General features: G+C 31.8%; 24 protein-coding genes, 5 tRNA genes and 1 riboswitch. Of the genes, 6 read left to right on the top strand and 23 right to left on the bottom strand.

The window, feature by feature from the left end; translation table 11 throughout:
• Positions 1-2: 2 nt before the first annotated feature.
• Positions 3-197, bottom strand: coding sequence for a BC1881 family protein (locus G9F70_RS01870; protein WP_164945814.1), 195 nt, complete (start codon positions 195-197; stop codon positions 3-5).
• Between the two features lie 30 nt (positions 198-227).
• Entirely contained in the window at positions 228-1025 is a 798-nt protein-coding gene (locus G9F70_RS01865; protein WP_164945813.1) for an ORF6N domain-containing protein, read from the bottom strand.
• A 65-nt stretch (positions 1026-1090) separates the two neighbouring features.
• Between G9F70_RS01865 and G9F70_RS01860 the strand changes: the two genes are divergently transcribed.
• The gene (locus tag G9F70_RS01860; protein WP_164945812.1) at positions 1091-1348 is read left to right on the top strand and encodes a hypothetical protein; all 258 of its coding nucleotides are present in this window, start codon (positions 1091-1093) and stop codon (positions 1346-1348) included.
• 12 nt (positions 1349-1360) lie between these two features.
• Here the strand turns inward: G9F70_RS01860 and G9F70_RS01855 are convergent, their stop codons facing one another.
• Positions 1361-1510, bottom strand: a complete 150-nt coding sequence (locus G9F70_RS01855; RefSeq protein ID WP_164946045.1) for a hypothetical protein — start codon at positions 1508-1510, stop codon at positions 1361-1363.
• 78 nt (positions 1511-1588) lie between these two features.
• Between G9F70_RS01855 and G9F70_RS01850 the strand changes: the two genes are divergently transcribed.
• The gene (locus G9F70_RS01850) at positions 1589-1852 is read left to right on the top strand and encodes a hypothetical protein (protein ID WP_164946044.1); all 264 of its coding nucleotides are present in this window, start codon (positions 1589-1591) and stop codon (positions 1850-1852) included.
• Here the strand turns inward: G9F70_RS01850 and G9F70_RS01845 are convergent.
• The 4 genes from G9F70_RS01845 to G9F70_RS27420 form a co-directional block, all read right to left on the bottom strand.
• Positions 1849-2097: a hypothetical protein gene (locus G9F70_RS01845; RefSeq protein WP_164946043.1), complete on the bottom strand. Its 249-nt coding sequence runs from the start codon at positions 2095-2097 to the stop codon at positions 1849-1851. The two genes, G9F70_RS01850 and G9F70_RS01845, sit on opposite strands and share 4 nt — an antisense overlap.
• A gap of 50 nt (positions 2098-2147) precedes the next feature.
• Positions 2148-2909 carry a hypothetical protein gene (locus G9F70_RS01840; RefSeq protein WP_164945808.1) on the bottom strand — a complete coding sequence of 254 codons (762 nt, stop codon included), beginning with the start codon at positions 2907-2909 and terminating at the stop codon, positions 2148-2150.
• 161 nt (positions 2910-3070) lie between these two features.
• Positions 3071-3301: a helix-turn-helix domain-containing protein gene (locus G9F70_RS01835; RefSeq protein ID WP_164945807.1), complete on the bottom strand. Its 231-nt coding sequence runs from the start codon at positions 3299-3301 to the stop codon at positions 3071-3073.
• Positions 3302-3438: 137 nt separating this feature from the next.
• Positions 3439-3636: a helix-turn-helix transcriptional regulator gene (locus tag G9F70_RS27420; RefSeq protein ID WP_224617777.1), complete on the bottom strand. Its 198-nt coding sequence runs from the start codon at positions 3634-3636 to the stop codon at positions 3439-3441.
• 169 nt (positions 3637-3805) lie between these two features.
• Here G9F70_RS27420 and G9F70_RS01825 point away from each other — a divergent pair, with 169 nt between their 5' ends.
• From G9F70_RS01825 to G9F70_RS01815, 3 genes are all read left to right on the top strand, one after another.
• Positions 3806-4165: a helix-turn-helix domain-containing protein gene (locus tag G9F70_RS01825; protein ID WP_164945805.1), complete on the top strand. Its 360-nt coding sequence runs from the start codon at positions 3806-3808 to the stop codon at positions 4163-4165.
• A 127-nt stretch (positions 4166-4292) separates the two neighbouring features.
• Positions 4293-5231 (top strand): ImmA/IrrE family metallo-endopeptidase, encoded by a 939-nt coding sequence (locus tag G9F70_RS01820; RefSeq protein ID WP_224617376.1) that lies wholly within the window; start codon positions 4293-4295, stop codon positions 5229-5231.
• A 37-nt stretch (positions 5232-5268) separates the two neighbouring features.
• Positions 5269-6462 (top strand): tyrosine-type recombinase/integrase, encoded by a 1194-nt coding sequence (locus G9F70_RS01815; RefSeq protein ID WP_164945803.1) that lies wholly within the window; start codon positions 5269-5271, stop codon positions 6460-6462.
• A gap of 323 nt (positions 6463-6785) precedes the next feature.
• Here G9F70_RS01815 and G9F70_RS01810 read toward each other — a convergent pair whose 3' ends face one another.
• The 10 genes from G9F70_RS01810 to G9F70_RS01765 all read right to left on the bottom strand — a co-directional run bounded on the left by G9F70_RS01810 (position 6786) and on the right by G9F70_RS01765 (position 13844).
• Entirely contained in the window at positions 6786-7364 is a 579-nt protein-coding gene (locus G9F70_RS01810; protein WP_224617375.1) for a ComF family protein, read from the bottom strand.
• Between the two features lie 74 nt (positions 7365-7438).
• Positions 7439-8467 carry a hypothetical protein gene (locus G9F70_RS01805; protein WP_164945801.1) on the bottom strand — a complete coding sequence of 343 codons (1029 nt, stop codon included), beginning with the start codon at positions 8465-8467 and terminating at the stop codon, positions 7439-7441.
• A 30-nt stretch (positions 8468-8497) separates the two neighbouring features.
• Positions 8498-10741, bottom strand: coding sequence for an ATP-dependent RecD-like DNA helicase (locus G9F70_RS01800; protein ID WP_164945800.1), 2244 nt, complete (start codon positions 10739-10741; stop codon positions 8498-8500).
• A gap of 278 nt (positions 10742-11019) precedes the next feature.
• Positions 11020-12195: a methionine adenosyltransferase gene (gene metK / locus G9F70_RS01795; protein WP_164945799.1), complete on the bottom strand. Its 1176-nt coding sequence runs from the start codon at positions 12193-12195 to the stop codon at positions 11020-11022.
• Positions 12196-12282: 87 nt separating this feature from the next.
• Positions 12283-12384, bottom strand: a riboswitch (SAM riboswitch).
• 108 nt (positions 12385-12492) lie between these two features.
• Positions 12493-12577 (bottom strand) — tRNA-Tyr (locus tag G9F70_RS01790).
• 5 nt (positions 12578-12582) lie between these two features.
• Positions 12583-12657, bottom strand: a tRNA-Thr gene (locus tag G9F70_RS01785).
• Between the two features lie 28 nt (positions 12658-12685).
• Positions 12686-12761: transfer RNA gene (locus G9F70_RS01780), tRNA-Val, on the bottom strand.
• Positions 12762-12787: 26 nt separating this feature from the next.
• A tRNA-Tyr gene (locus G9F70_RS01775) sits at positions 12788-12872 on the bottom strand.
• A gap of 5 nt (positions 12873-12877) precedes the next feature.
• Positions 12878-12952, bottom strand: a tRNA-Thr gene (locus G9F70_RS01770).
• Positions 12953-13160: 208 nt separating this feature from the next.
• Positions 13161-13844: a hypothetical protein gene (locus G9F70_RS01765; protein WP_164945798.1), complete on the bottom strand. Its 684-nt coding sequence runs from the start codon at positions 13842-13844 to the stop codon at positions 13161-13163.
• Between the two features lie 152 nt (positions 13845-13996).
• Here G9F70_RS01765 and yyaC point away from each other — a divergent pair, with 152 nt between their 5' ends.
• Positions 13997-14551: a spore protease YyaC gene (yyaC, locus tag G9F70_RS01760; RefSeq protein ID WP_124997139.1), complete on the top strand. Its 555-nt coding sequence runs from the start codon at positions 13997-13999 to the stop codon at positions 14549-14551.
• 106 nt (positions 14552-14657) lie between these two features.
• Here yyaC and G9F70_RS01755 read toward each other — a convergent pair whose 3' ends face one another.
• The 6 genes from G9F70_RS01755 to G9F70_RS01730 all read right to left on the bottom strand — a co-directional run bounded on the left by G9F70_RS01755 (position 14658) and on the right by G9F70_RS01730 (position 20470).
• On the bottom strand, positions 14658-15692 hold the full coding sequence (locus G9F70_RS01755) for a rod shape-determining protein (RefSeq protein ID WP_164945797.1): 1035 nt from the start codon (positions 15690-15692) through the stop codon (positions 14658-14660).
• 126 nt (positions 15693-15818) lie between these two features.
• Positions 15819-16073 carry a sporulation transcriptional regulator SpoIIID gene (gene spoIIID, locus G9F70_RS01750; RefSeq protein WP_124997135.1) on the bottom strand — a complete coding sequence of 85 codons (255 nt, stop codon included), beginning with the start codon at positions 16071-16073 and terminating at the stop codon, positions 15819-15821.
• Between the two features lie 120 nt (positions 16074-16193).
• On the bottom strand, positions 16194-16973 hold the full coding sequence (locus tag G9F70_RS01745) for a M23 family metallopeptidase (protein WP_164945796.1): 780 nt from the start codon (positions 16971-16973) through the stop codon (positions 16194-16196).
• A 231-nt stretch (positions 16974-17204) separates the two neighbouring features.
• On the bottom strand, positions 17205-18248 hold the full coding sequence (gene spoIID, locus G9F70_RS01740) for a stage II sporulation protein D (RefSeq protein ID WP_164945795.1): 1044 nt from the start codon (positions 18246-18248) through the stop codon (positions 17205-17207).
• Between the two features lie 216 nt (positions 18249-18464).
• The gene (gene murA, locus G9F70_RS01735) at positions 18465-19724 is read right to left on the bottom strand and encodes a UDP-N-acetylglucosamine 1-carboxyvinyltransferase (protein WP_164945794.1); all 1260 of its coding nucleotides are present in this window, start codon (positions 19722-19724) and stop codon (positions 18465-18467) included.
• A 26-nt stretch (positions 19725-19750) separates the two neighbouring features.
• Positions 19751-20470 (bottom strand): YwmB family TATA-box binding protein, encoded by a 720-nt coding sequence (locus G9F70_RS01730; RefSeq protein WP_164945793.1) that lies wholly within the window; start codon positions 20468-20470, stop codon positions 19751-19753.
• Between the last annotated feature and the right edge of the window lie 185 nt (positions 20471-20655).

Here is a 20655-nt window from a genome sequence, read left to right as displayed (position 1 = left end):
ATTCAGTCCCTTGCCTTATCCTCAATAACTAAAACTGTTACATTGATGGGTATCTGTACGGGCTCTCTATCTTGACTATATTTTTTAACTATAACCACGTTGTAGCCGTGATATAGTTTATTTTGGAGCGTCTGTACTCCTTTCCTTTTTCTTAGTTCATTAACAAGTTCCTTTGTTGAAATGTTTTTTAAAGTCATATTCGTGCCTCCTTAATTTTATTTTTTTTCTTATGCAGTCTTGTATTTAATGGCCATTTCTTTTACTATTGCTACATATCCCTCAACTAGCTTTTTATCTTCTGCTATAACATCCAGTACTGTGAGCTTATCTCTTTTAGATTTACAAATACCTTCATCAGCCATCCTTCTTCTCTTATTTGTAAGTCTTGTTTTAATATCAACTCCAAATCTTTCACATAAGAACTTATAACTTCCTTCCCTTATAACTCTAATGTGGTCATAACCTCCTGCACCCAATGCCATTTTATTTATTAATGCAGATGTATCAGGTCTCCATGAATTAGGACTTAATGTAATAACCTCTCTTATATCTTGTAAATCTTGCTTTACTGCTGCGGATTCTGCTTTTGCTTCTAAGGCATTATGATTAACTTTATTAAGTTGTTGCTTCATATCCTTCATTTCTTGTAGTGATTGAATTAAAATGTCTTCTACACAGGTTGGCTTTACAATCTCTTTTACTCTAAAATAAGTTTCCTCTAAGTTTTCAAATTGGTCCCAGGCTTTATCTGTATCTAAAATTTTGCAATGTCTATTAGCTCCGCGCTCTGTCCAAAGGTATAATTTGTTTACATTAGGCGCAACATCGATATTATCTATGTTGCGTTTAAACTCCCTTAATTCCTCACCTTGGAGTAGGTAATAGTGTTTATCTAGAATGAATTTATCTAAGTGATTATTAAAATTTTGAGTTATTTGTGTTTCGCTACATTGATAACCTTCTGATAACTGTTTTGTGGTTAATATTCTTTGATTTTTCAAAATGATTGGTATTAATTTACTCATTGCTTGTCCTCCTTTTGTATTATTAATCCCCCTGTGGTAAAATTTGTTGAAAGGAGGTGATATTTATGTTTAAATCTACTAAAGAATTTGAAACCGCAGTGTATGATATTTTAATTCAAATCCGCGATAACCCAAACGATAAAAATGTATTATCAAAACTTGGTGACACAAATTTTGAAGATGCTTTAGAGAGATGTTTCAATCTAGATTTAATTAACGGCTTGCATATGAGAAGGTCCGGTGATACTTTAAACGTAAGCATAACTGGTGAAATAAGAATATCTTACGAAGGTCTTAAATTCACAGAAAATTTTAAAGCTTAAATCATATCATTACTAATGTAATTTTTGAATAAGTGTGTTGGAATAAACTTTTTCCTTTAAGGCTTCCAGCACATCTTCATAAAAATTCATTGTCACTTTGTTTTTAACTAAAACCCCCAATAATTCTTGTGCAATTTCATTGATGTTAACTGCTTTACTCATTTTTATACTTCCTTTCTTTTATTAAAGGTATTTGTTATTATCTGTAGAACCCTATCACCATAAGGAGGTGATATTTATATGAGCACATTTGCTAAAATTAAATGCTTAAACTGTGGTAACTCTTACGAAATCTATCGAGATTCAAGTATTGATAAACCTGTCAATTGCCCACACTGCTATGCTGAAATAGATGAAACAATGTGGAAGCAGTTAGTAGATGCAATAGGAGCTGTTGCAGATTTAAACCAACATTTTCATAAATACCATTTAGAGCGTAATGAAGACCTATTTAGTGCATCGTTTGAAAATGTTTATGTTCCGTCAGATAAATCTAAAACTTAGAACTTATGCAAAGTAATATATTTTAGTTGATCCAATAAATCTTTGAATGTATTTGGGGTGCTGTCTAAATTGTATTTCCTTATAATTTCAGACAGTTCTCTAATTACCTCTCCATATTTCTGTTTACCACCTAACCCTATAATTAAAAATTCTTTTCTTGATTCATCGATATTTTTACCATTGGCTAATATTTTTTTATGATTCAATCCACATGTTTTACATAGTTCATTGTTTAATTCATTCATTGTTTTTCCTCCTTGAATTTATTTACCCTCTGCTTGTGGCTTGTACAACATTACAGTTCTTCTATGAAAGCATGAACCGCATTATACTGACCTACAGGAATGTCTTCCCACTTCATAACCCTAAATTGTTTAAATATCTGTCTCTTAGCTCTGATGTAGCTCGGACTACTTGCACTTATTGGAGTACCTTCTTTGTAAATTAAAATTTCTTTTAATCTGTCCGATATCCTTTTTGTGTTTATAGCCCTCAGCCCCACCAAATTCATAGTTTGCTCTATCTGTAAATCTTTTGACTGAATACTATCTTTAACATAGGCTTCTATGTTAATCATTGCGGTCTGCATACCCTGTACCACCGTTCCTATACCTTGCATACTTTGTGCTAATTGCAATATCGCCTGTTGCTCTGCTACATTGTTTACTACCACTTGTCCATTTTCTCTAGCTTCATCCATAGTAACTAAGAAATTCTTATATCTATTTGCTTTTTCACTATGACATTCAAGTGCTAATCTTTTTGATAGCCAACTACTCATGTAGATTGAATTTCTATCGTCGGTGTTTTCTATTTCTTGTAGGATGTATTGGATTTCTGTTTTAGTTTGGGGGTCCAATTTTTGACCCCCGCTTATCAACTGAAGCTTTTCACTAACTCTTGACCATCTTATTGATTTGGTTGTGCGACCAACTCTGGTCTCAGATTTTTCTAACCCACAACATTTAGCAGTATGAACTAAATTTATAACCTTATTACCTTTGTCCATTTTGATTATTACCTCTTGACCTTCAAATACTTTTGTTAATTTATTCATTAATTTTCCTCCTTTATAAATCTTTTATCCTTAGAAGCAAGGTACTTCAATTTTATTTTTTAGACATGGTGGTATATTTTTAATGCAAAGTAATATACATATTTTAAGAAGTGTTGGTTTTTTATAGCTAGAAATGAATTTTTAATTAGGCCTCTCAGCCTTTATATTTGTCTATGTTCCACACTTATTTTCTTAAGCCAATCATTGAGCATTTCCCTATTTACGCACCATTTGTTTCCATTTTTAAAACAAGGAAAATCTTTAGTATGAACTAACCGCCTGATTTTATCTTCTGCTATGCCCGCATACACCGCTGTCTCAACTATGGACAATGTTGTTTTGATGTTTATAAGTGATAACCCTTCATTGGTTATATGAGTTAATCTTGGCATCTAATTTCCGCCTTCCCGATAGGTATTTTTTAATTAAGAACTTGTAAATTATTACTCATTTTTTCATCCACTTATCAAATTATTTATTATTGGTTATTAGTTAAACTAATTTATGAAGTTTCATTTAAGGACTTGTTTCATTTTGGGACATATTCATTTAAAAAAATATCATCCTTGTTATACTCCAATACCCGCTTTATATTTAAGGCTAATAAAAGGGATGGATTTTTATTGCCTAATTCGATGTTGGTGTAAGTATTCCTTGCTACAAAAAGCTTTTCGGCTAAATCCTTTTGTGTCAACGCCAATTCTTTCCTTCTTTTTTTTAGTAGCACTCTCAAATTCTCGCCTCCATTCTTGTCCCAAACAGGAACATTCTATGTTTAGATTATAGTCCCGTATGGAAACAATGTCAATATGTATTTTTAATTTTTTTTCTTATCGGGACAAATGTTTATTATAGGGACATTAAGGTTATACTTTTAATATAGGAGAGTGATTAAAATGGTATTCGGTAAAAGATTAAAGGAACTAAGGAATGAACATAAGTTAACACAACAGGAATTTAGCAATACGCTACACATAAACCGCTCTACAATTGCTGGTTATGAATCTGAGAATAAGCAGCCAGATTATGACACCTTGCAAAAATTTGCGGATTTTTTCAACGTATCAGTAGATTATATATTGGGCCGTGTTGACATTAGATCTATTACACCTGTAGAGGACGCTGGGAAGGAAGACCTTAGTGATTTAAGAAGAATAGAAAGAGCTAGAAACAATATGCCACTAAAGGATAAAGAAAAAATGATGAGAATATTGGAAGCCTCATTTGAGGATTATTTTGACGAAGACGAAGATTAGATATTCCTATATTAAATATACAGTTAATAACCTATTCATAAAGTATAAACTATCTTCTTATCCTATTAATATTTTAAAAGTCTGCTTAAAACATTCTGAATGCAAAGTTGTTTCTTATAGTAAGCACATGAAAAAATATAAACTTACATCAAGTGAGGTTATAAATCATTTTGGATCTGATGAAGGTTGCACTATCTATAAAGCAAGCAAAAATCGTTTTTTAATTTTTTATAATGATTTAACTGACTATTATAAAAGCATCGAAAGAAGACGCTGGACTTTAGCTCACGAACTTGGCCATATACTACTTCATCATCATATATTGACAAATAAAACTATAATTTTCCGTTGCAGTCTATCTGATGATGAATATAAATGGATGGAAGCTGAGGCTAACAATTTTGCTTCACAACTGTTAGCTAATCCATCAATACTAGATAAATTAAAAATTAAAAGTAAAAATGATATTTCATTAATTTGCCAACTATCTGATGAGGCTTCTGAGTATAGATTCCAAGGATATTTAAATTGGTGCAACCATAAATATAAAAATCCACAAGATATAATCATTTTAAGTCAATTTAGCGATTTTATTAATAAGAAAAAATGCAATGTCTGTGGACATGGTTTCGTTTCTAAAAATTCCAAATTTTGTCCCATATGTGGGCATTCATTAAAATGGGGAGATGGTAAAATGATTTATCAAGGAATTAACGTAGATATCAATGGCAAGGCAATAATTTGCCCTCAATGCTCCAATGAGCAAACAAGAAATGGTACTGAATACTGCTCTATATGTGGAATTAGTTTAATAAATAAATGTACTAATTTAACGGGGATACAAGTAGGCTTTGATGAATGGTTAATCCCTTGTGGTAAAATTGCTTCTGGAAATGCAAGATTTTGCGAGCATTGTGGCCAACCAACAACTTATAATGTCCAAGGATCACTAAGTGCATGGCAAGAAGAAATGGCTATTTTGGAAATAGAATCAGCTCAATTGGAAGTAGCTTCTAGTCCTAGTGAAAATCTAGTCCGAATAGATTCTGACGATATTCCATTCTGATGTATACATAACTATTCTAATTAAGGAGGCAGCAGAAATGGCGAATAAAACAAATACAGACGTCAATGGGCATAAATATTTTAGGATAAGACTTTTAATTGGTTATGATAGTAATGGAAAAAAAGTATTTAAAACATTCTATGGAAAAAGCAAATCAGAAGCTGAACTTAAAAGAAATGAATTTAAACAGGATCTTAAAAATGGAATGAATGCTGATGCAGGAGAATTAACATTAAATGCTGCATTTAAAGATTGGATTTTCAACGTTATAATGCCCAGTGGAATTAAAACCAGTACTTTTGAAACTTATGAATCTATATATAGGTTATACATAAATGATTCGGAAATAGGTATAAAGAAAATCAAAGACATTAAGTCTCATATGATCCAAGTATATTTAAATAAGCTTTATAAAAATGGCAAGAAGTATCCAATAATACTAAAGCTAACTAAATTGCTAAAAAGATTTTTTAATTATGAGATTGAAACTGATGTTATCATTAAAAATCCATGTTTGAGTATAAAGGTTCCAGGACAAATAAATTATCTTAAGGAAAAAAACTCAAATGAGGTACTTGTTTTTTCGCGGGAAGAACGTGATTTAATAATAGAATACCTATACAAAACTAATAGTAGAATAGCTAGTATAGCGTACCTTGGCTTTTCTCTTGGCATGAGGGAGGGTGAAATTTTAGGCTTATCATGGGATGACATCGACCAAGTTAACTGTGTACTGAGCATTAAACAGTCTCTGAGGTATACAAAAGACTTTGATGAAGAAGGCAATAAAGTTGGGGGAAGTATGAAATTAACTATTCCTAAAACAATGTCATCTGTTAGACAAATAGAATACACTGAAAGTTTTAATGATATGTGGGAAAGAGCTAAGGCTCAAAATACTAAAGATGCTCTTAATGTAGGAAATAGTTTTAATAATGAGGATAATTTAGTATTTACAAACGCACTTGGTGAACCATTGAATAAAAGGTATGTAATAAGACAATGGCAGAAGGCCTTAGGAGACCTGGAATTGATTTATAGACCCTTTCATACCACTAGGCATACTTTTGTAACTCACATGGCTATTGATGGTGTTCCTGAGTCCATTACTCAATCAATAATAGGTCACAAAAAAGGTTCAGAAGTAACCCATAAAATCTATACCCATATAAATAGAGAAAGTACTAAAAAAGTATTGGAAAATTATAAAATTAAGGTACCTACTGTATAGATTAGGTGCTAAATGTTTTCTAGGTGGCTAATTGGTGGCTAATTTATTTTCAAAAAAGTAAAAAGCAGTCTAATTAAAGACTGCTTTACCGCACTGTTAGTGCATTCATAAGTTAGTTGACCTGGTCTTTGACCCCACACTCGCCTGCTGGAGCTTTTGCTACCCGGAATTAACCTCTCACTACTTACACTCTCGTCTACTAAACGGCAGGACTAACCTCTAAGCCGCACCATGCTCGCTAAACTTTGTTTAACTTACGTGGATCGTTTCGCCTGCGACTGGCATCGACTTTCAACCACAAACCTAACTTACTACAATAAGTATTATACCTTACTTTTGGCTATAGTCAATATGCAAACATTATTTATTCCACTTTCCTTTAACCTGTGTGCACAATTAAAGGCTGTAGCCCCAGTAGTCATAACATCATCAACTATTAAAATATTTTTATTTTTTATAAATTTATTTTCTTTAATCTCAAAACATTTTTCCATATTACTCCAACGCTGCTCACCACTTAGACCTATTTGGTCCTTAGTATCCATAGTTTTAATTAAATTACAAAATACGGGTATATTTAAAAACCTTGATAAATAATTTGCCAAAAACTCACTTTGGTTATACCCTCTATTTTTTTGTGCTTTTTTAGTCATAGGTACGTAAGCTATTAAGTCAAACTTTAGTTCATTGCTTTTTACAAGTTCTAGCATGTACTTTGCTAAAATCTCTCCACATGCAAAATCGCTTTTATATTTTAGCCTGATAATTAACTCTTTTACTATATTTGAATAATAAAACACTGACCAAACAAGATATTTTTCTTCATTATGGCATAGATAAAAGCTTTCGGTGCATCGCCTTAATTTTTTCCTACAATGATTGCATAATGGTTCGCATTCCATGGTATATTCATTGCAGATTACACAATTTTCATCGCCTGAATATATAAGCTGAACTAAACAATAAATTAGATTTTTTATATATTTAATAATCCTTTCTCCCACGCTTTCTTATTAAATTTTCTAGCTATATTTTGAGCCTTATCCATTTGCGCAGTTTCAACATTAGCTAAAAATATCGCCTCACCCCTTTGTATATTTTCATATCTTCCAACCTTGCTTGATAGATATAACAGTTGCTTATGATTAAATTTAATATTATCAGCAAAATAGACTATAACATCCACCGCATGGAATTCTAAATAGCTTTCTTCAAAGTCATTAGTTACTATTATTCCCTTATCTTTATTCATAAACAGTATGGGAATACTCGCATCACTTTTTTTACTAATATATAAAAATAAATCCTCACTCAACTTTTCTTTGAAATTGCTTAAATACTTGAATACAGTCGCAGCTTTTTCAGCGTCTGGCGTAAAAATTATTACTTTCCTATTAGATATAATTGACCAATTTAGATATTCATAAACTACCAAAGGTATGTCAATATTAAGATTTATTCTAGTAGTTATGATTCTAGGCTCTATAATTGGAATTTTATTATTTGTTAACGGAAAGATAATAGTTGCACCTTCACTTAAAATATTCTCTACGGAAAAAGCTATAGCTGTACCTTCTACGCTGCACATTTTCAATAATACTTTTTTTATTTGTTGCTTGTTATATTTAGGAAAATTTCTAATCTCATTATAAATAACCAAATCAAATTTTTCTTGGAGTCCTAATGCACTTTCGTGATTGCATATATATAAATACTCATTGACACTGCTATAATTCACTCCACCGGTATATACATATTTTCCTAAATTACTAAAATTATCTATAAAGTAAATAATATCAATTTTGCGCACATCTTCGTTAGTTATATACAATATATTTTTCTTTTCATTAGCATATGCAATTATAGTTTCAAGCAATATATCAGAGGAATTATAAAACATTGATACAACATCAATTCTTTTTTTGCCATTTAATGAACAGTTTAAAATTTCTTTGCTAATTTCATCTTTTTCCTTACTAAGGTTTAAATTTGCGTAGAAATACATGTAAAATCTCCTTTACAGCTAAATATTAATTTAATTGTGCTGATTTTCATCATGGCTTAAATCCACATCTACTATTTGTCTTATTCTCCATCCTAGCGCAGAATATCTTTCAAAGCTTCTATTATTATCCTTCATAAAATTAATAGCTTTTACTTTTCCCACTAAAACAACCATGTTTTTCGCCCTAGTTATTCCTGTATAAAGCAAATTTCTGTTCATTAAAAGTGGTGGTCCCATAAACATAGGCATAATTACAACTTCAAACTCACTACCTTGACTTTTATGTATAGTAATAGCATAAGCTAAAGTTAGTTCATCTAAAAATACTCCCTCATATTCTACCCGCTTATCGTCATCAAAAATTACAATGACATTTTCATTATCCTCATCGATATCGCAAACATACCCTACATCCCCATTAAAAATTCCAACGCCATCTTTTTCATGATTTGCACTCAATTTATTCCATTTCATAGAATAATTATTTTTAACTTGCATGACCTTGTCCCCTACCCTAAATATAGTATTCCTATATTCCTTTTCTTTCTTATATTTAGACTTAGGATTCAATATTGCCTGAAGCTTTTCATTTAAATTTTCTATACCTAGTATTCCTTTTCTCATAGGTGAAAGTATTTGAATATGTTTCATTTTGTCCCACTCTTTGTTGAATTTCGGAAGCCTTGTATTAATTAACGTGATTATACTGTCTAAAATTTTGTCTGGCTCATCATTTTCAATAAAATAAAAGTCCTTATCCTTTTTGTTTAAAATAGGCATTTCACCATTATTAATTTTATGAGCATTTACAATAATCATACTTTCCCTAGCTTGCCTAAAAATCTCCTTAAGCTTAACTACTTTAACGCAGTTGCTGTCAATTATGTCTCTTAATACATTCCCCGGCCCCACAGATGGCAATTGATCCACATCACCCACAATTATAAGTCTAATTCCTATGCTGATAGCTTTTAATAAACTATTCATAAGCATTATATCTATCATAGAAGCTTCATCGATAATTAGCACATCACAATCTAAAGGTGTCTCCTCGCCTCTAAAAAACTGCGACCCATCATCGCCGCCCATTCCAAGCTCGAGTAACCTATGTATAGTTTTAGCTTCCCTGCCAGTAGCTTCTGTCATTCTTTTAGCCGCCCTCCCAGTAGGCGCAGCCATAAATACTTTCATTCCCGCTTTTTCAAACACATCTATAATACAATTGATTATAGTAGTTTTGCCTGTTCCAGGACCTCCAGTTATAACCTCCATACTATTTGCCGCAGCACCACAAATAGCAGCTTTTTGAGACATTGCAAATTTTATATTTTTTTCACTTTCAAATTTTTCAATTTCCTCTTCAATGTCTAAATCTAATTTTTCATATTTTGCTATAGATAAATTTATAACTTTTTTAGTAATACTTAATTCACAATAATAGAAAGGCATAGTGAATACACATTTTTCTTCATCAATGTTTTCAACTTTCAATTTTCCCTGCACAACATTGTCAAAAATACTCTTCTCAATTTCTTCCTCAGAAACTCCAAGAATGTTTTCAGCTTCCTTATGTAACCTGACCAGGGGCATATAAGTATTTCCCATAGCACAAAATTCATTAACAACATAATTAATTCCACTTTGTATTCTAAAAGGTGATTCTTTGTCGATACCTAAACTTCGAGCTATCTTATCAGCAATTTTAAATCCTACGCCAGCAATAGTTTCCGTTAACACATATGGATTATCTTGTACTACCTTTATAGAATCTCCTCCATATTTTTTATAAATCTTCACGCATTGATTAGGAGTTACTCCATAGGTTTGAAGAAATATCATTATGTTTTTAACTTCTCGTTGCTTAGAATAAGATTCCAAAATTAATTTAATCTTTTTTTCTCCTACACCATCAATTTCCCTTAGCCTTTGGATTTCATTATCTAGTATATTCATGGTATTTTCTCCAAAGTGCTTTACAATTTTTTTAGCAGTTACTGGTCCAATTCCTTGAATAACTCCTGAAGCTAAATATTTTTCTATACCTGCAATAGAACTAGGTATTATTTCCTCACAGGAAACTATTCTAAATTGCTTTCCAAATTGAGGATGATTAACCCATTCTCCCGTTAATTTTAAATTTTGACCTTCACTTATGTAGGGTACAATTCCTACAACAGTTATTTGCTGCTTTATAGCATGCAAATGAGCAATAATATACCCATTTTCTTCATTGTGAAATACTATATCTTCTATGATTCCTTGTATTTCTGGCATAAAATCTCCCCTATTTATAAATTTATATAGTAGCAATACTATTAATATAAGTATCGTTGTTATTATATCATATGTACTTTACGTTTTTCACCTTCAGTATACCCCTATCTTAAGTTTTATCAAAATACCATTTAATAATCCACATAATAAAATAAAATTTAATATCTTTATAATTATCCCAATTGCCTTAAAATAAACTTTTTTATTACTTAGGAAAAAGAGGGATAACAATTAATAATTGTTATCCCTCTTTTATTATAAATATTTTCTATTTCATTTTATAAATATTTTTTTATTTGTTCAACCTTATTTAGTCTTTCCCAGGAAAGGTCCAAATCATTTCTTCCAAAATGTCCATAAGCTGCTGTCTGTTTATAAATAGGTTTTCTAAGGTCTAATTCTCTTATAATAACAGCTGGTCTTAAATCGAATACTTTTCCGATTATTTCAACAATTTTATCGTCTTCAATTTTTCCAGTTCCAAAAGTTTCAACTTCTATAGATACGGGTTTAGCTACACCTATAGCATAAGCTAACTGAATCTCTAATTTATCTGAAACTCCTGCTGCTACTAAGTTTTTAGCAACCCATCTTGCAGCATATGCAGCAGATCTATCAACCTTTGTTGGGTCTTTACCAGAGAATGCGCCGCCGCCATGTCTTGCGTATCCGCCATAAGTATCTACTATTATTTTTCTTCCTGTTAAACCAGAGTCTCCTTGCGGTCCTCCAATTACAAATCTACCTGTAGGATTTATATAATACTTAGTGTTTTCGTCTAATAATTCACTTGGAACTATAGGCTTTATTACTTGTTCTATTAAATCACTTTCAATTTGATCATGAGTTGCCTCTTCTCCATGTTGAGTTGAAATAACAATAGTATCTATTCTTACTGGCTTATTATCTTCATACTCTACAGTAACTTGAGTCTTTCCGTCTGGTCTTAGATAGTTAAGCTTACCATTCTTTCTTACTTCACTTAATCTTCTTGCCAGTCTATGAGCCATAGCAATTGGAAGTGGCATGTATTCCGGCGTTTCATTAGTTGCAAATCCAAACATCATACCTTGATCTCCAGCGCCTGTGGAGTCTATCTTATCCTGAGTGCCTTTCTTAGACTCTAATCCTTCGTTAACTCCCAAAGCTATATCTGCTGACTGTTCTCCAATAGATGTTAGAACCGCACAAGTACTAGCATCAAATCCATATTTTGCTCTAGTATATCCTATACCTTCAATAGTATTTCTAACAACCTTAGGAACATCTACATAACAACTAGTTGTTATCTCCCCCATAACTAAAACCATCCCTGTAGTAACTGCGGTTTCACAAGCAACTCTAGCATAAGGATCTTGCTCTAAAATAGCATCAAGTATAGCATCTGAGATTTGGTCACAAATTTTATCTGGATGTCCTTCTGTAACTGATTCTGATGTAAATAGTCTTTTCATTATAATTCTCCTTTCTAATACGGAAAAATTTTGTTTTTAAAAAAATAAAACCCCTTCTAATTATAAGAAGAGGTGTTTTAACCATCCTTCTTATCTCGCAGAATAAATCTACAGGAATTGGCACCATGGTACATTGACCGGTTGCCGGGTTTCATAGGGCCTTTTTCCCTCCACCTCTCTTGATAAGAGTTATCAATATTAAGTTTTAATTATAATACCATATAAGCTTTTCAGTGTCAACAATTCCTATTTACTTTAAAATTAAATAAATAAAAAAAGACATCTACAGATGTCTTTTGGTGGAGGAGGACGGATTCGAACCATCGAAACATTACGTAACAGATTTACAGTCTGCCCCCTTTGGCCACTCGGGAACTCCTCCATATATGGAGCTGGCAATAGGAATTGAACCTACAACCTGCTGATTACAAGTCAGCTGCTCTACCGTTGAGCCATGCCAGCATACATTTTATTTTTAAAAAGATTATTATGGTGGGAACAACAGGGTTCGAACCTGTGACCCTCTGCTTGTAAGGCAGATGCTCTCCCAGCTGAGCTATGCTCCCATAATTTATTATAAAGCTAATGAAAATGGTGGAGGAGGACGGATTCGAACCATCGAAACATTACGTAACAGATTTACAGTCTGCCCCCTTTGGCCACTCGGGAACTCCTCCACTTTTGGAGCTGGCAATAGGAATTGAACCTACAACCTGCTGATTACAAGTCAGCTGCTCTACCGTTGAGCCATGCCAGCATATTTTGTTTTTGTATCTTTACCCTGTCGACAAGAATTATTATATAACTATAATCATTTAATTTCAAGCTCATTTTCTTCGAAATAGCGATTCCTTCTCTACATTGCTATAACATTCGCATATTTACTCTATTTTAAGCATTAATACAACTTATTATTCGCAATAAAAAAAGATAACTCTTTCTTATACCAATTACTACAATATAATTTATTTTAGTCTTTCTGCCGCATCCATATCTATAAACTTTCCAGCTATTTTTCTCACTTTTCCATATTCTTTTTTTGATAAATCGTCTTTTAATAACTTAAGGGCTTTAAGAACTCCTTCCTCGGCATCCACTGCATATAAATATTCTTCCATTTTTTTATAATTCTCTTTGCCTAGCTGAAGGCTTACATATAGTAATTTTATCTTATCAGAAGTTGTTAAATTTTCTTGTATTTTGCCTGTTGACACTTTAAATACTGATTGTGCCTGCTTCTTAATATTATAATTTAATTCTTCTAGACTATCCTCTTTCCCAAGTGAATATACGTCATTGAGCATATTTTCATCCGATTTTTTTTCGATATCTTGACTTAGTGAATTTATACTCAAATTATCACTACCTTTTTCTTCATCGCTTAATTCCTTCTTAGCCAAATCCTCTTTTCCTAATTTTTTTTTTACATTAGAATATTCTTCCTCAGCTTCTTTCACCACTTTACCCTGGTTATTGTTTATATTTTTGGGGCAGATATAAACCTTTTTACATTCAGCTACTACCTGTTTTCTTAGGTTGTTTTCTTCATAATACTTTGCCTTAATTACAACGCTACTGTAATACACCATATTAAATACGCTTACAACAGTAGAAAATATAATAACAAAGAATAAATTTTTTTTCTTCATGTTAATACCACCTCAAATAATTAATATATATAGATTATTTTCCAATTTATCGCTTTTTTATTCTTTTTTCATAATAATACACAAAATTTTTTCATATAAATTATTGGTAGGAAAATAATTTATTCACAGCGCAATACAAGGAGGTATATTTCTTGAGTAAAGCTAAAACCCATTATAAAGACCCTTTAGCATACTATACAATTTCTAACTTTCTAAAAGACTATATTGACCAAAACACTTTAGTTGTTTGCATAGGTACTGATAGATGTATAGGTGATTGTCTCGGCCCACTCGTGGGTACATTTTTAAAAGATAGCTCCTTCCCACTACCTGTATATGGCACTATAGATAACCCAATCCACGCCTTAAACATCGATAGTAAATTATCTAAAATAAATGCACTGCACCCAAATTGCACTATAATAGGTGTAGATGCATGTTTAGGAGACATATCGAATATCGGTGAAATCCAAGCTAGAAATTATCCAATTCATCCTGGTAAAGGTGTAGGGAAAACACTTCCTAAAGTAGGTAATGTTTCATTAATAGGTATAGTAGATTCAAGTGATGATAGTGAATTATTCACTAATAGAAACATAAGACTTAGTTTAGTAATGGAAATTGCTTCTGTTTTGAGCCGTTCACTTTTGCATTCATATTATTTATATTCACTTAATAATGAAGATAAAAATTCAAATCCAATTTAATAATTACCCAGAGTTTTAAATTAAAAGTGCATTATATACCAAAAAAATAAGCAATACAATTATTAGTTTAATTGTATTGCTTATTCATATAGCTTGTTTACACTTTTTAGTCTGCTAAATATTTTTCTCCACCATTAAATGAACTATCTAGGTTATCCATATAATCCAATACTTTACCTGTTCCCAGCGCTACGCATGAAACGGGATCCTCAGCAAGGTATACTGGGACCTTAGTGATCTCTTGTATAAGTTTATCTAGTCCTTTTAACAGTGAACCTCCACCAGTCATAACTATACCCTTGTCAGCTATATCGGCTGAAAGCTCTGGTGGCGTTTTTTCTAACACTGAATGCGTGCATTCTGCTATTGAATTCACAGCCTCTTTTAAAGCTTCTCGCATTTCTTCCGAGGTTACTTGTAAGTTTTTAGGAAGTCCTGTAATTAAATCCCTTCCTCTTATTTCCATTGTAGTCTCTTCATCTTGTTTATAAGCACAGCCTATATTGATTTTTAAATTTTCTGCAGTTCTCTCACCAATCATTAGCTTATGCTTTCGCCTTATATACTTTATAATATCGTCATCAAACTTATCTCCAGCTACTTTAATTGATTCATGTACAACCATGCCGCCTAAAGAAATAACTGCAACATCTGTAGTCCCTCCACCAATATCAATAACCATATTACCACTTGCGCGAGTAATATCAAGTCCTGCTCCGATTGCAGCCGCTAGTGGCTCCTCTATAAGATAAACCTTCTTAGCTCCAGCATTTCTAGCTGCATCTTGTACCGCTCTTCGTTCTACCTCAGTTGCCTCGCAAGGAACGCATATGACAACTCTTGGAGCTGATAGCTTTCTTTTGCCACAAGCCTTACTAATAAAATGCTTCAACATTTTTTCTGTTATATCATAATCTGAAATAACGCCATCCCTCATAGGACGTATGGCCACAATATTGCCTGGTGTCCTTCCTATCATCTGCCTCGCTTCTTCTCCTACTGCCAATACCTTATTGTTATTTCTATCTATGGCAACAACAGATGGCTCTTTTAAGATAACACCCTTTCCCTTGATATATACAAGCACTGTTGCTGTACCTAAATCTATTCCCATGTCTGTACCCATTCTAAAAAAAAACATCTCAAAACTCACTCCTGCTCTTTAGTATATTCATTATTTAAATTATACTAAACTCTATTCTATAAAGCCATAAAAAAACCCTCTTTTTTTAGCTTTAATATTTTTTTGTTTTTGCTTGAAATGTTTTTATCCTTCTACTGCCTTATATTTAAGTCTTGTTGCTCTTCCTCCCCTAATATGCCTTTCAGATTTATTTAAGTCCAAAATTATTTTTGCTTCGCTGGCAATTTGAGGATTTATTGTAGGCAATCTTTCCGTCATATCCTTGTGTATAGTACTTTTGCTAACTCCAAACACTTTGGCAGTTCTTCTTATTGTAGCTTTTGACTCAATAATATACTTAGCAACTTCTAGTACTCGATCTTCAATATAGTCTTTCAAAGTGTTACCTCCTTGACCCTTCTCTATTTATAAATATGCATTAACTCCATTTTAAATTCCATTCCAATTAGTCATTTTGCCATATATTTCGGAAAAATGACTAATTGATATGGCTATTGGTTATTGTTTTATTACTACCGGTTGATATTTCTCATATTTTACATATCTAGCAGGATCAATGTTCTTACTACTTTGCAAAACTTCAAAATGTAGATGTGATCCATAGTCTTCTTTATATGAGTTTAAACTAGTGTTTCCTACAGAACCAATTTTCTGTTTTTTGCTGACTTTATCATTTATCTTTACTAATATTTTCTCTTCCAAATTGGAATATTTAGTAATAAAGCCATTTCCATGATCTATTATAACCATCTTACCCTTTTGCTTAGCTAAGTCAGTTCCAACTTCTTTAACTATTCCGTCCATAACAGCTATTACTGGCTCACCTATATTTGCCTTAATATCAATACCTAAGTTAGTTCTATAGCTTCCATCGGTCTTCCACACAACTGGATCAATATCTTTTGAATATGCTCTTGCTAAGAGTCCAATAGCTACAGGTTTTTCAAATATAGCATTAACTGATTTAGAAACTGGTGCAGTTAAATTTCCAGTTGTAACCTTTTTAATATTAGGTACTGGTTTAAGCCCCTCAGTCTTAGCCAAATTTTCTTTTTTTACTTGAAGAGCGTCTTGATATTGTTTTTCTTGTTCTTTCAGAACGTCTCCTGCATTTGCTTGTTCCTTTTGAATTGCTGCTTGCTTACTTGAAAGTTTTTTATTATTACCTGCCGTTATAGTTGCTACTGTTGCTACTATACATAAACAAATAAATAAAACTACATAGAAGCCCTCTTTCTTAAAAAAATTTAATGTCTTATTGTTTGCTTTGTTATCCATACAAACACCTCCATTTGTATTTTTGTCCATATTGTATTAAAACATACATATTTTATAAATTTTTTTTGCACTTATTTAACATTTTTATTTTATTTCTTTAAATTTACCTTCTATAGGTTGAAATATAGTCTATATCTAACATTCTTTATTTTTTAATATTATAAGTTTCTCCAAAAAAAAATTAAGCCAGTTATCTTTGTAAAAAGGATAACTAACTTATTAGTATAATTTTTATTTGGATATAACCGTTCCAATGTAATAATGGTTTAATATTTGAGTATAGTTATTACCTTCCTTAGCCATAGCATCTGCACCCCATTGGCTCATTCCTACCCCATGGCCATAACCAGTGCAATCTATTTCTACACCTTTTAAATTAAACACTATTTCAAAATTTGATGAATTCAGGCCTAGCATAGTTCTAAATTTACTGCCTGTCATAGTTATATTACCTGTTTTGATATTTTTAACACTTCCTGCCTTAGTTCTATCAATTATTACTATTTGCTTTTTTATGCTAGCCGAAGTCAACTTAGCATTACTGTAATTGTTATTTATAATCTGACTTAGCTCATTGTACCCAAAAATTTTACTACTCTTAAACTTTGGTGCTCCTTCTTCACCTCCGCTTTTTACACTCCTTAAATAAGGTATCTTATTGCTAAATACCTCTTCTGAGTTTTCCGTTTTACCACTGCTAGTTGCAAAATAATAAGGCTCCATTACTAAGCTATTGTTATAGGTTAGAACTTGCCCTTGTGTACATTCAACCGCTGTTTCAATCTTATCCCAATATTTTCTACCATCCTTAACCCATAACTTTATGCGATCTTCTTTGTTCATATAGGCTTGACAATGGACTGTATCGCATAAATTTGCTCCATTAGCATTTTTACATAGTATTCCTCCTAATTCAGTAACATGAGCTAAAGCGTAAGTCCTAGATGCCACTGCTTGAGCTTTTAAAGCTTCCAGCTCAAATTCCGCAGGCATTTCAGATGCAACAACTCCAGTAATGTATTCTTCTAAATCAATTTCTTTTATAGTATTTTCCTTTGATATGAGTACTTTTATCTTATAATTTTTTGGAATTGAGCTACTTTTAATAATGTTTTTGTATTCTTCTGATTTAATTTTATACTTTTCACTTTTATTTAAGCTTTTATTATCCCCTACTCCCACTATTAACACAGAAGCTATAACTATAAAAGAAATAAATGCAACACTTAATAGAATGAAGTTTTTCAAGTGTACTGTAATAAAAACTCTTCTCATTCTTTTCTCCTCTCGTTATAAAATAAATATCACTTTATACATATTAAATAAATATAAATAATATTACTTTTTTTAAAGCGCTAATTCTCTAATGAATAAAAGAATTGAAATATATTAATAACTTATATCTCAATTCTCTAAATTTCATATTAAATTATCACCTTTGAAACTATAATATTAACTACATATCCATTATAATTTGGTTTCTCCACTATTTTAAGAACTCACCCTTTCTATATCTGCACCTAGCCCCTTTAATTTCTGTTCAATAGAAACATAGCCTCTATCAATATGATATATATCACTTATTGTAGTTGCCCCCTCTGCAGTAAGCCCTGCCAAGATTAATGCTGCCCCCGCCCTTAAATCTGTAGCTGTGACCTCTGAACCTGTAAACGTGTCTACACCTTCTATTACCGCACTTCTACCATCTATTCTTATATTTGCTCCCATTCTCTTAAGTTCTACGGCTTGCATAAATCTATTTTCAAATATAGTTTCTGTAATTATACTTGTACCTTTTACAGTACATAATAAACTCATCATCTGAGCTTGCATATCTGTAGGAAATCCAGGGTATGGCATAGTTTTTATATCTACGGGGGTTAGTTTTTTCCTTCCATCAACTATTATGCTATTCTTATTAATTTCTATTGCAACTCCCATTTCTGTAAGCTTTGCTATTATTGGTTTTAAATGAACTCCATCAGCGCCATTAATTTTAATGAGACTTTTGGTAATTGCTGCGGTTATCATAAATGTCCCCGCTTCAATTCTGTCATATATAGGCTTATAAACAACTTCTTTAAAATCTTTAACCCCTAGAATCCTTATAGTGTCTGTTCCTTCGCCACTTATCTGTGCTCCCATAACCCTTAAAAACCTCGCTAAATCTACAATTTCTGGTTCTTCCGCCGCATTTCCTATTACTGTCTCGCCATCTGCAAGTGTTGCCGCCATCATTATATTTTCTGTAGCACCTACTGAAGGATAATCTAAGTATATATTGCTACCTCTTAATTTCTTTGCTTTTGCTTCCACATACCCGTGGCCCACTGATATCTCTGCTCCCAGTGCAGATAATCCTTTTAAATGAAGATCAATTGGCCTAGTTCCAATATTGCATCCCCCGGGTAGTGAGATTTTGAAATTTCCAAACCTTCCAAGCATTGGTCCCATTATTAAAAAAGATGCTCTCATTTTTCTTACTAATTCATCGTTAGCGTCATTATCAAATAGGTTAGCAGTGTTAATTTTCACCTTATTATTTATTTTATCTATACTAACATTTGCTTTAAGAGATTTCAGTACCTCACAAATTACAAATACATCTTCAAGCATAGGCGCATTTTCAATGGTACAATTATTACCGTTTAATATGGTTGCTACAAGTATAGGAAGCACTGAATTTTTAGCTGAACTAATATTCACTTCACCTTGTAATTTTTTCCCACCTTTTATAACTAATTTATCCATTTTTTTCCTCCATTATATTGTTAGTTTTAATAAGTTGTAATTATTTCAGGTGTGCCTATAATAATGTACCTTCCAGATGAATAATTACATACAGCATAATTAAAATCAATTAGCTTGTTATTGTTTACCATGCTACCGTACTGTTTTGTATATGCTATAGTACTTAGTCCGTTGTTTATATTTACAGTCTCAATATTACAAGTTCCATGAGATTTTAAAATTTTTATTATTCTTTTATTAACAGCATAAGTATCTTCATTTAATTCACTTATATTACTCTCCAGTATTTTCGCCTTCAAGTATTGAAAGTATTGAATATTTTCGCCTCTACTGGGAATAGCATGGCTAATTTTATTTTTAAGAGACTCTAAACCATTTTCATTATCTATCTTGCTTATGCTTATTGTTATAACATTCTCATTATTGTGTTTTAAGGCTTCTATATATCCCTTAATATTTTCATTTGAAAAATTTATACAATATGAATCTTCATTTTCGTATTTGTTTGATTTTATTTCACTATTGTCAAATTGTAAATTTTTAATTAAATAATTACAAACTGTTTTTTGGTCTTCCCCAGTTTTAAAAGATGCTTTCAATCCGTATTCTACAGTTTTGCTTTTAGTTTGTACTAATATTTCATCAAACAAATTAACTTTCTCCTGTGCATTGGACGATATAACATTAATCTGTAAAATAATCCGGCACAATACTATACACAAAAGTGCAATGCTTTTTCTTTTCATTTTAATCCCCCTACCCTTCAATTAAATTGTTGACCATAATTTATTATTTTATTCTATAAATAATGGTTTTTAAATATTTTTACTATTAATAAAATCATCCCTCAGCACAAATGTGAAGAGGGTTATTCCATTGATTATATGAGTAGGTGTATTTTACCAATTTATTTTATTACAAATCTATTCAC

This window comes from Clostridium sp. FP1 (assembly GCF_011065975.2).
GTDB classification, from domain to species: domain Bacteria; phylum Bacillota; class Clostridia; order Clostridiales; family Clostridiaceae; genus Clostridium_AD; species Clostridium_AD tagluense.
The sequence above is the reverse complement of the archived record's forward strand: the minus strand, read 5'-3'. Positions and strand labels throughout refer to the sequence as shown.

Bases quoted from the DNA above. Each gene is read 5' to 3' on its own strand.
- G9F70_RS01870 (WP_164945814.1), bottom strand. From the start codon at position 197: ATGACTTTAAAAAACATTTCAACAAAGGAACTTGTTAATGAACTAAGA.
- G9F70_RS01865 (WP_164945813.1), bottom strand. From the start codon at position 1,025: ATGAGTAAATTAATACCAATCATTTTGAAAAATCAAAGAATATTAACC.
- G9F70_RS01860 (WP_164945812.1), top strand. From the start codon at position 1,091: ATGTTTAAATCTACTAAAGAATTTGAAACCGCAGTGTATGATATTTTA.
- G9F70_RS01855 (WP_164946045.1), bottom strand. From the start codon at position 1,510: ATGAGTAAAGCAGTTAACATCAATGAAATTGCACAAGAATTATTGGGG.
- G9F70_RS01850 (WP_164946044.1), top strand. From the start codon at position 1,589: ATGAGCACATTTGCTAAAATTAAATGCTTAAACTGTGGTAACTCTTAC.
- G9F70_RS01845 (WP_164946043.1), bottom strand. From the start codon at position 2,097: ATGAATGAATTAAACAATGAACTATGTAAAACATGTGGATTGAATCAT.
- G9F70_RS01840 (WP_164945808.1), bottom strand. From the start codon at position 2,909: ATGAATAAATTAACAAAAGTATTTGAAGGTCAAGAGGTAATAATCAAA.
- G9F70_RS01835 (WP_164945807.1), bottom strand. From the start codon at position 3,301: ATGCCAAGATTAACTCATATAACCAATGAAGGGTTATCACTTATAAAC.
- G9F70_RS01825 (WP_164945805.1), top strand. From the start codon at position 3,806: ATGGTATTCGGTAAAAGATTAAAGGAACTAAGGAATGAACATAAGTTA.
- G9F70_RS01820 (WP_224617376.1), top strand. From the start codon at position 4,293: ATGAAAAAATATAAACTTACATCAAGTGAGGTTATAAATCATTTTGGA.
- G9F70_RS01815 (WP_164945803.1), top strand. From the start codon at position 5,269: ATGGCGAATAAAACAAATACAGACGTCAATGGGCATAAATATTTTAGG.
- G9F70_RS01810 (WP_224617375.1), bottom strand. From the start codon at position 7,364: ATGGAATGCGAACCATTATGCAATCATTGTAGGAAAAAATTAAGGCGA.
- G9F70_RS01805 (WP_164945801.1), bottom strand. From the start codon at position 8,467: ATGTATTTCTACGCAAATTTAAACCTTAGTAAGGAAAAAGATGAAATT.
- G9F70_RS01800 (WP_164945800.1), bottom strand. From the start codon at position 10,741: ATGCCAGAAATACAAGGAATCATAGAAGATATAGTATTTCACAATGAA.
- metK (WP_164945799.1), bottom strand. From the start codon at position 12,195: ATGAAAAGACTATTTACATCAGAATCAGTTACAGAAGGACATCCAGAT.
- G9F70_RS01765 (WP_164945798.1), bottom strand. From the start codon at position 13,844: ATGAAGAAAAAAAATTTATTCTTTGTTATTATATTTTCTACTGTTGTA.
- G9F70_RS01755 (WP_164945797.1), bottom strand. From the start codon at position 15,692: ATGTTTTTTTTTAGAATGGGTACAGACATGGGAATAGATTTAGGTACA.
- G9F70_RS01745 (WP_164945796.1), bottom strand. From the start codon at position 16,973: ATGGATAACAAAGCAAACAATAAGACATTAAATTTTTTTAAGAAAGAG.
- spoIID (WP_164945795.1), bottom strand. From the start codon at position 18,248: ATGAGAAGAGTTTTTATTACAGTACACTTGAAAAACTTCATTCTATTA.
- murA (WP_164945794.1), bottom strand. From the start codon at position 19,724: ATGGATAAATTAGTTATAAAAGGTGGGAAAAAATTACAAGGTGAAGTG.
- G9F70_RS01730 (WP_164945793.1), bottom strand. From the start codon at position 20,470: ATGAAAAGAAAAAGCATTGCACTTTTGTGTATAGTATTGTGCCGGATT.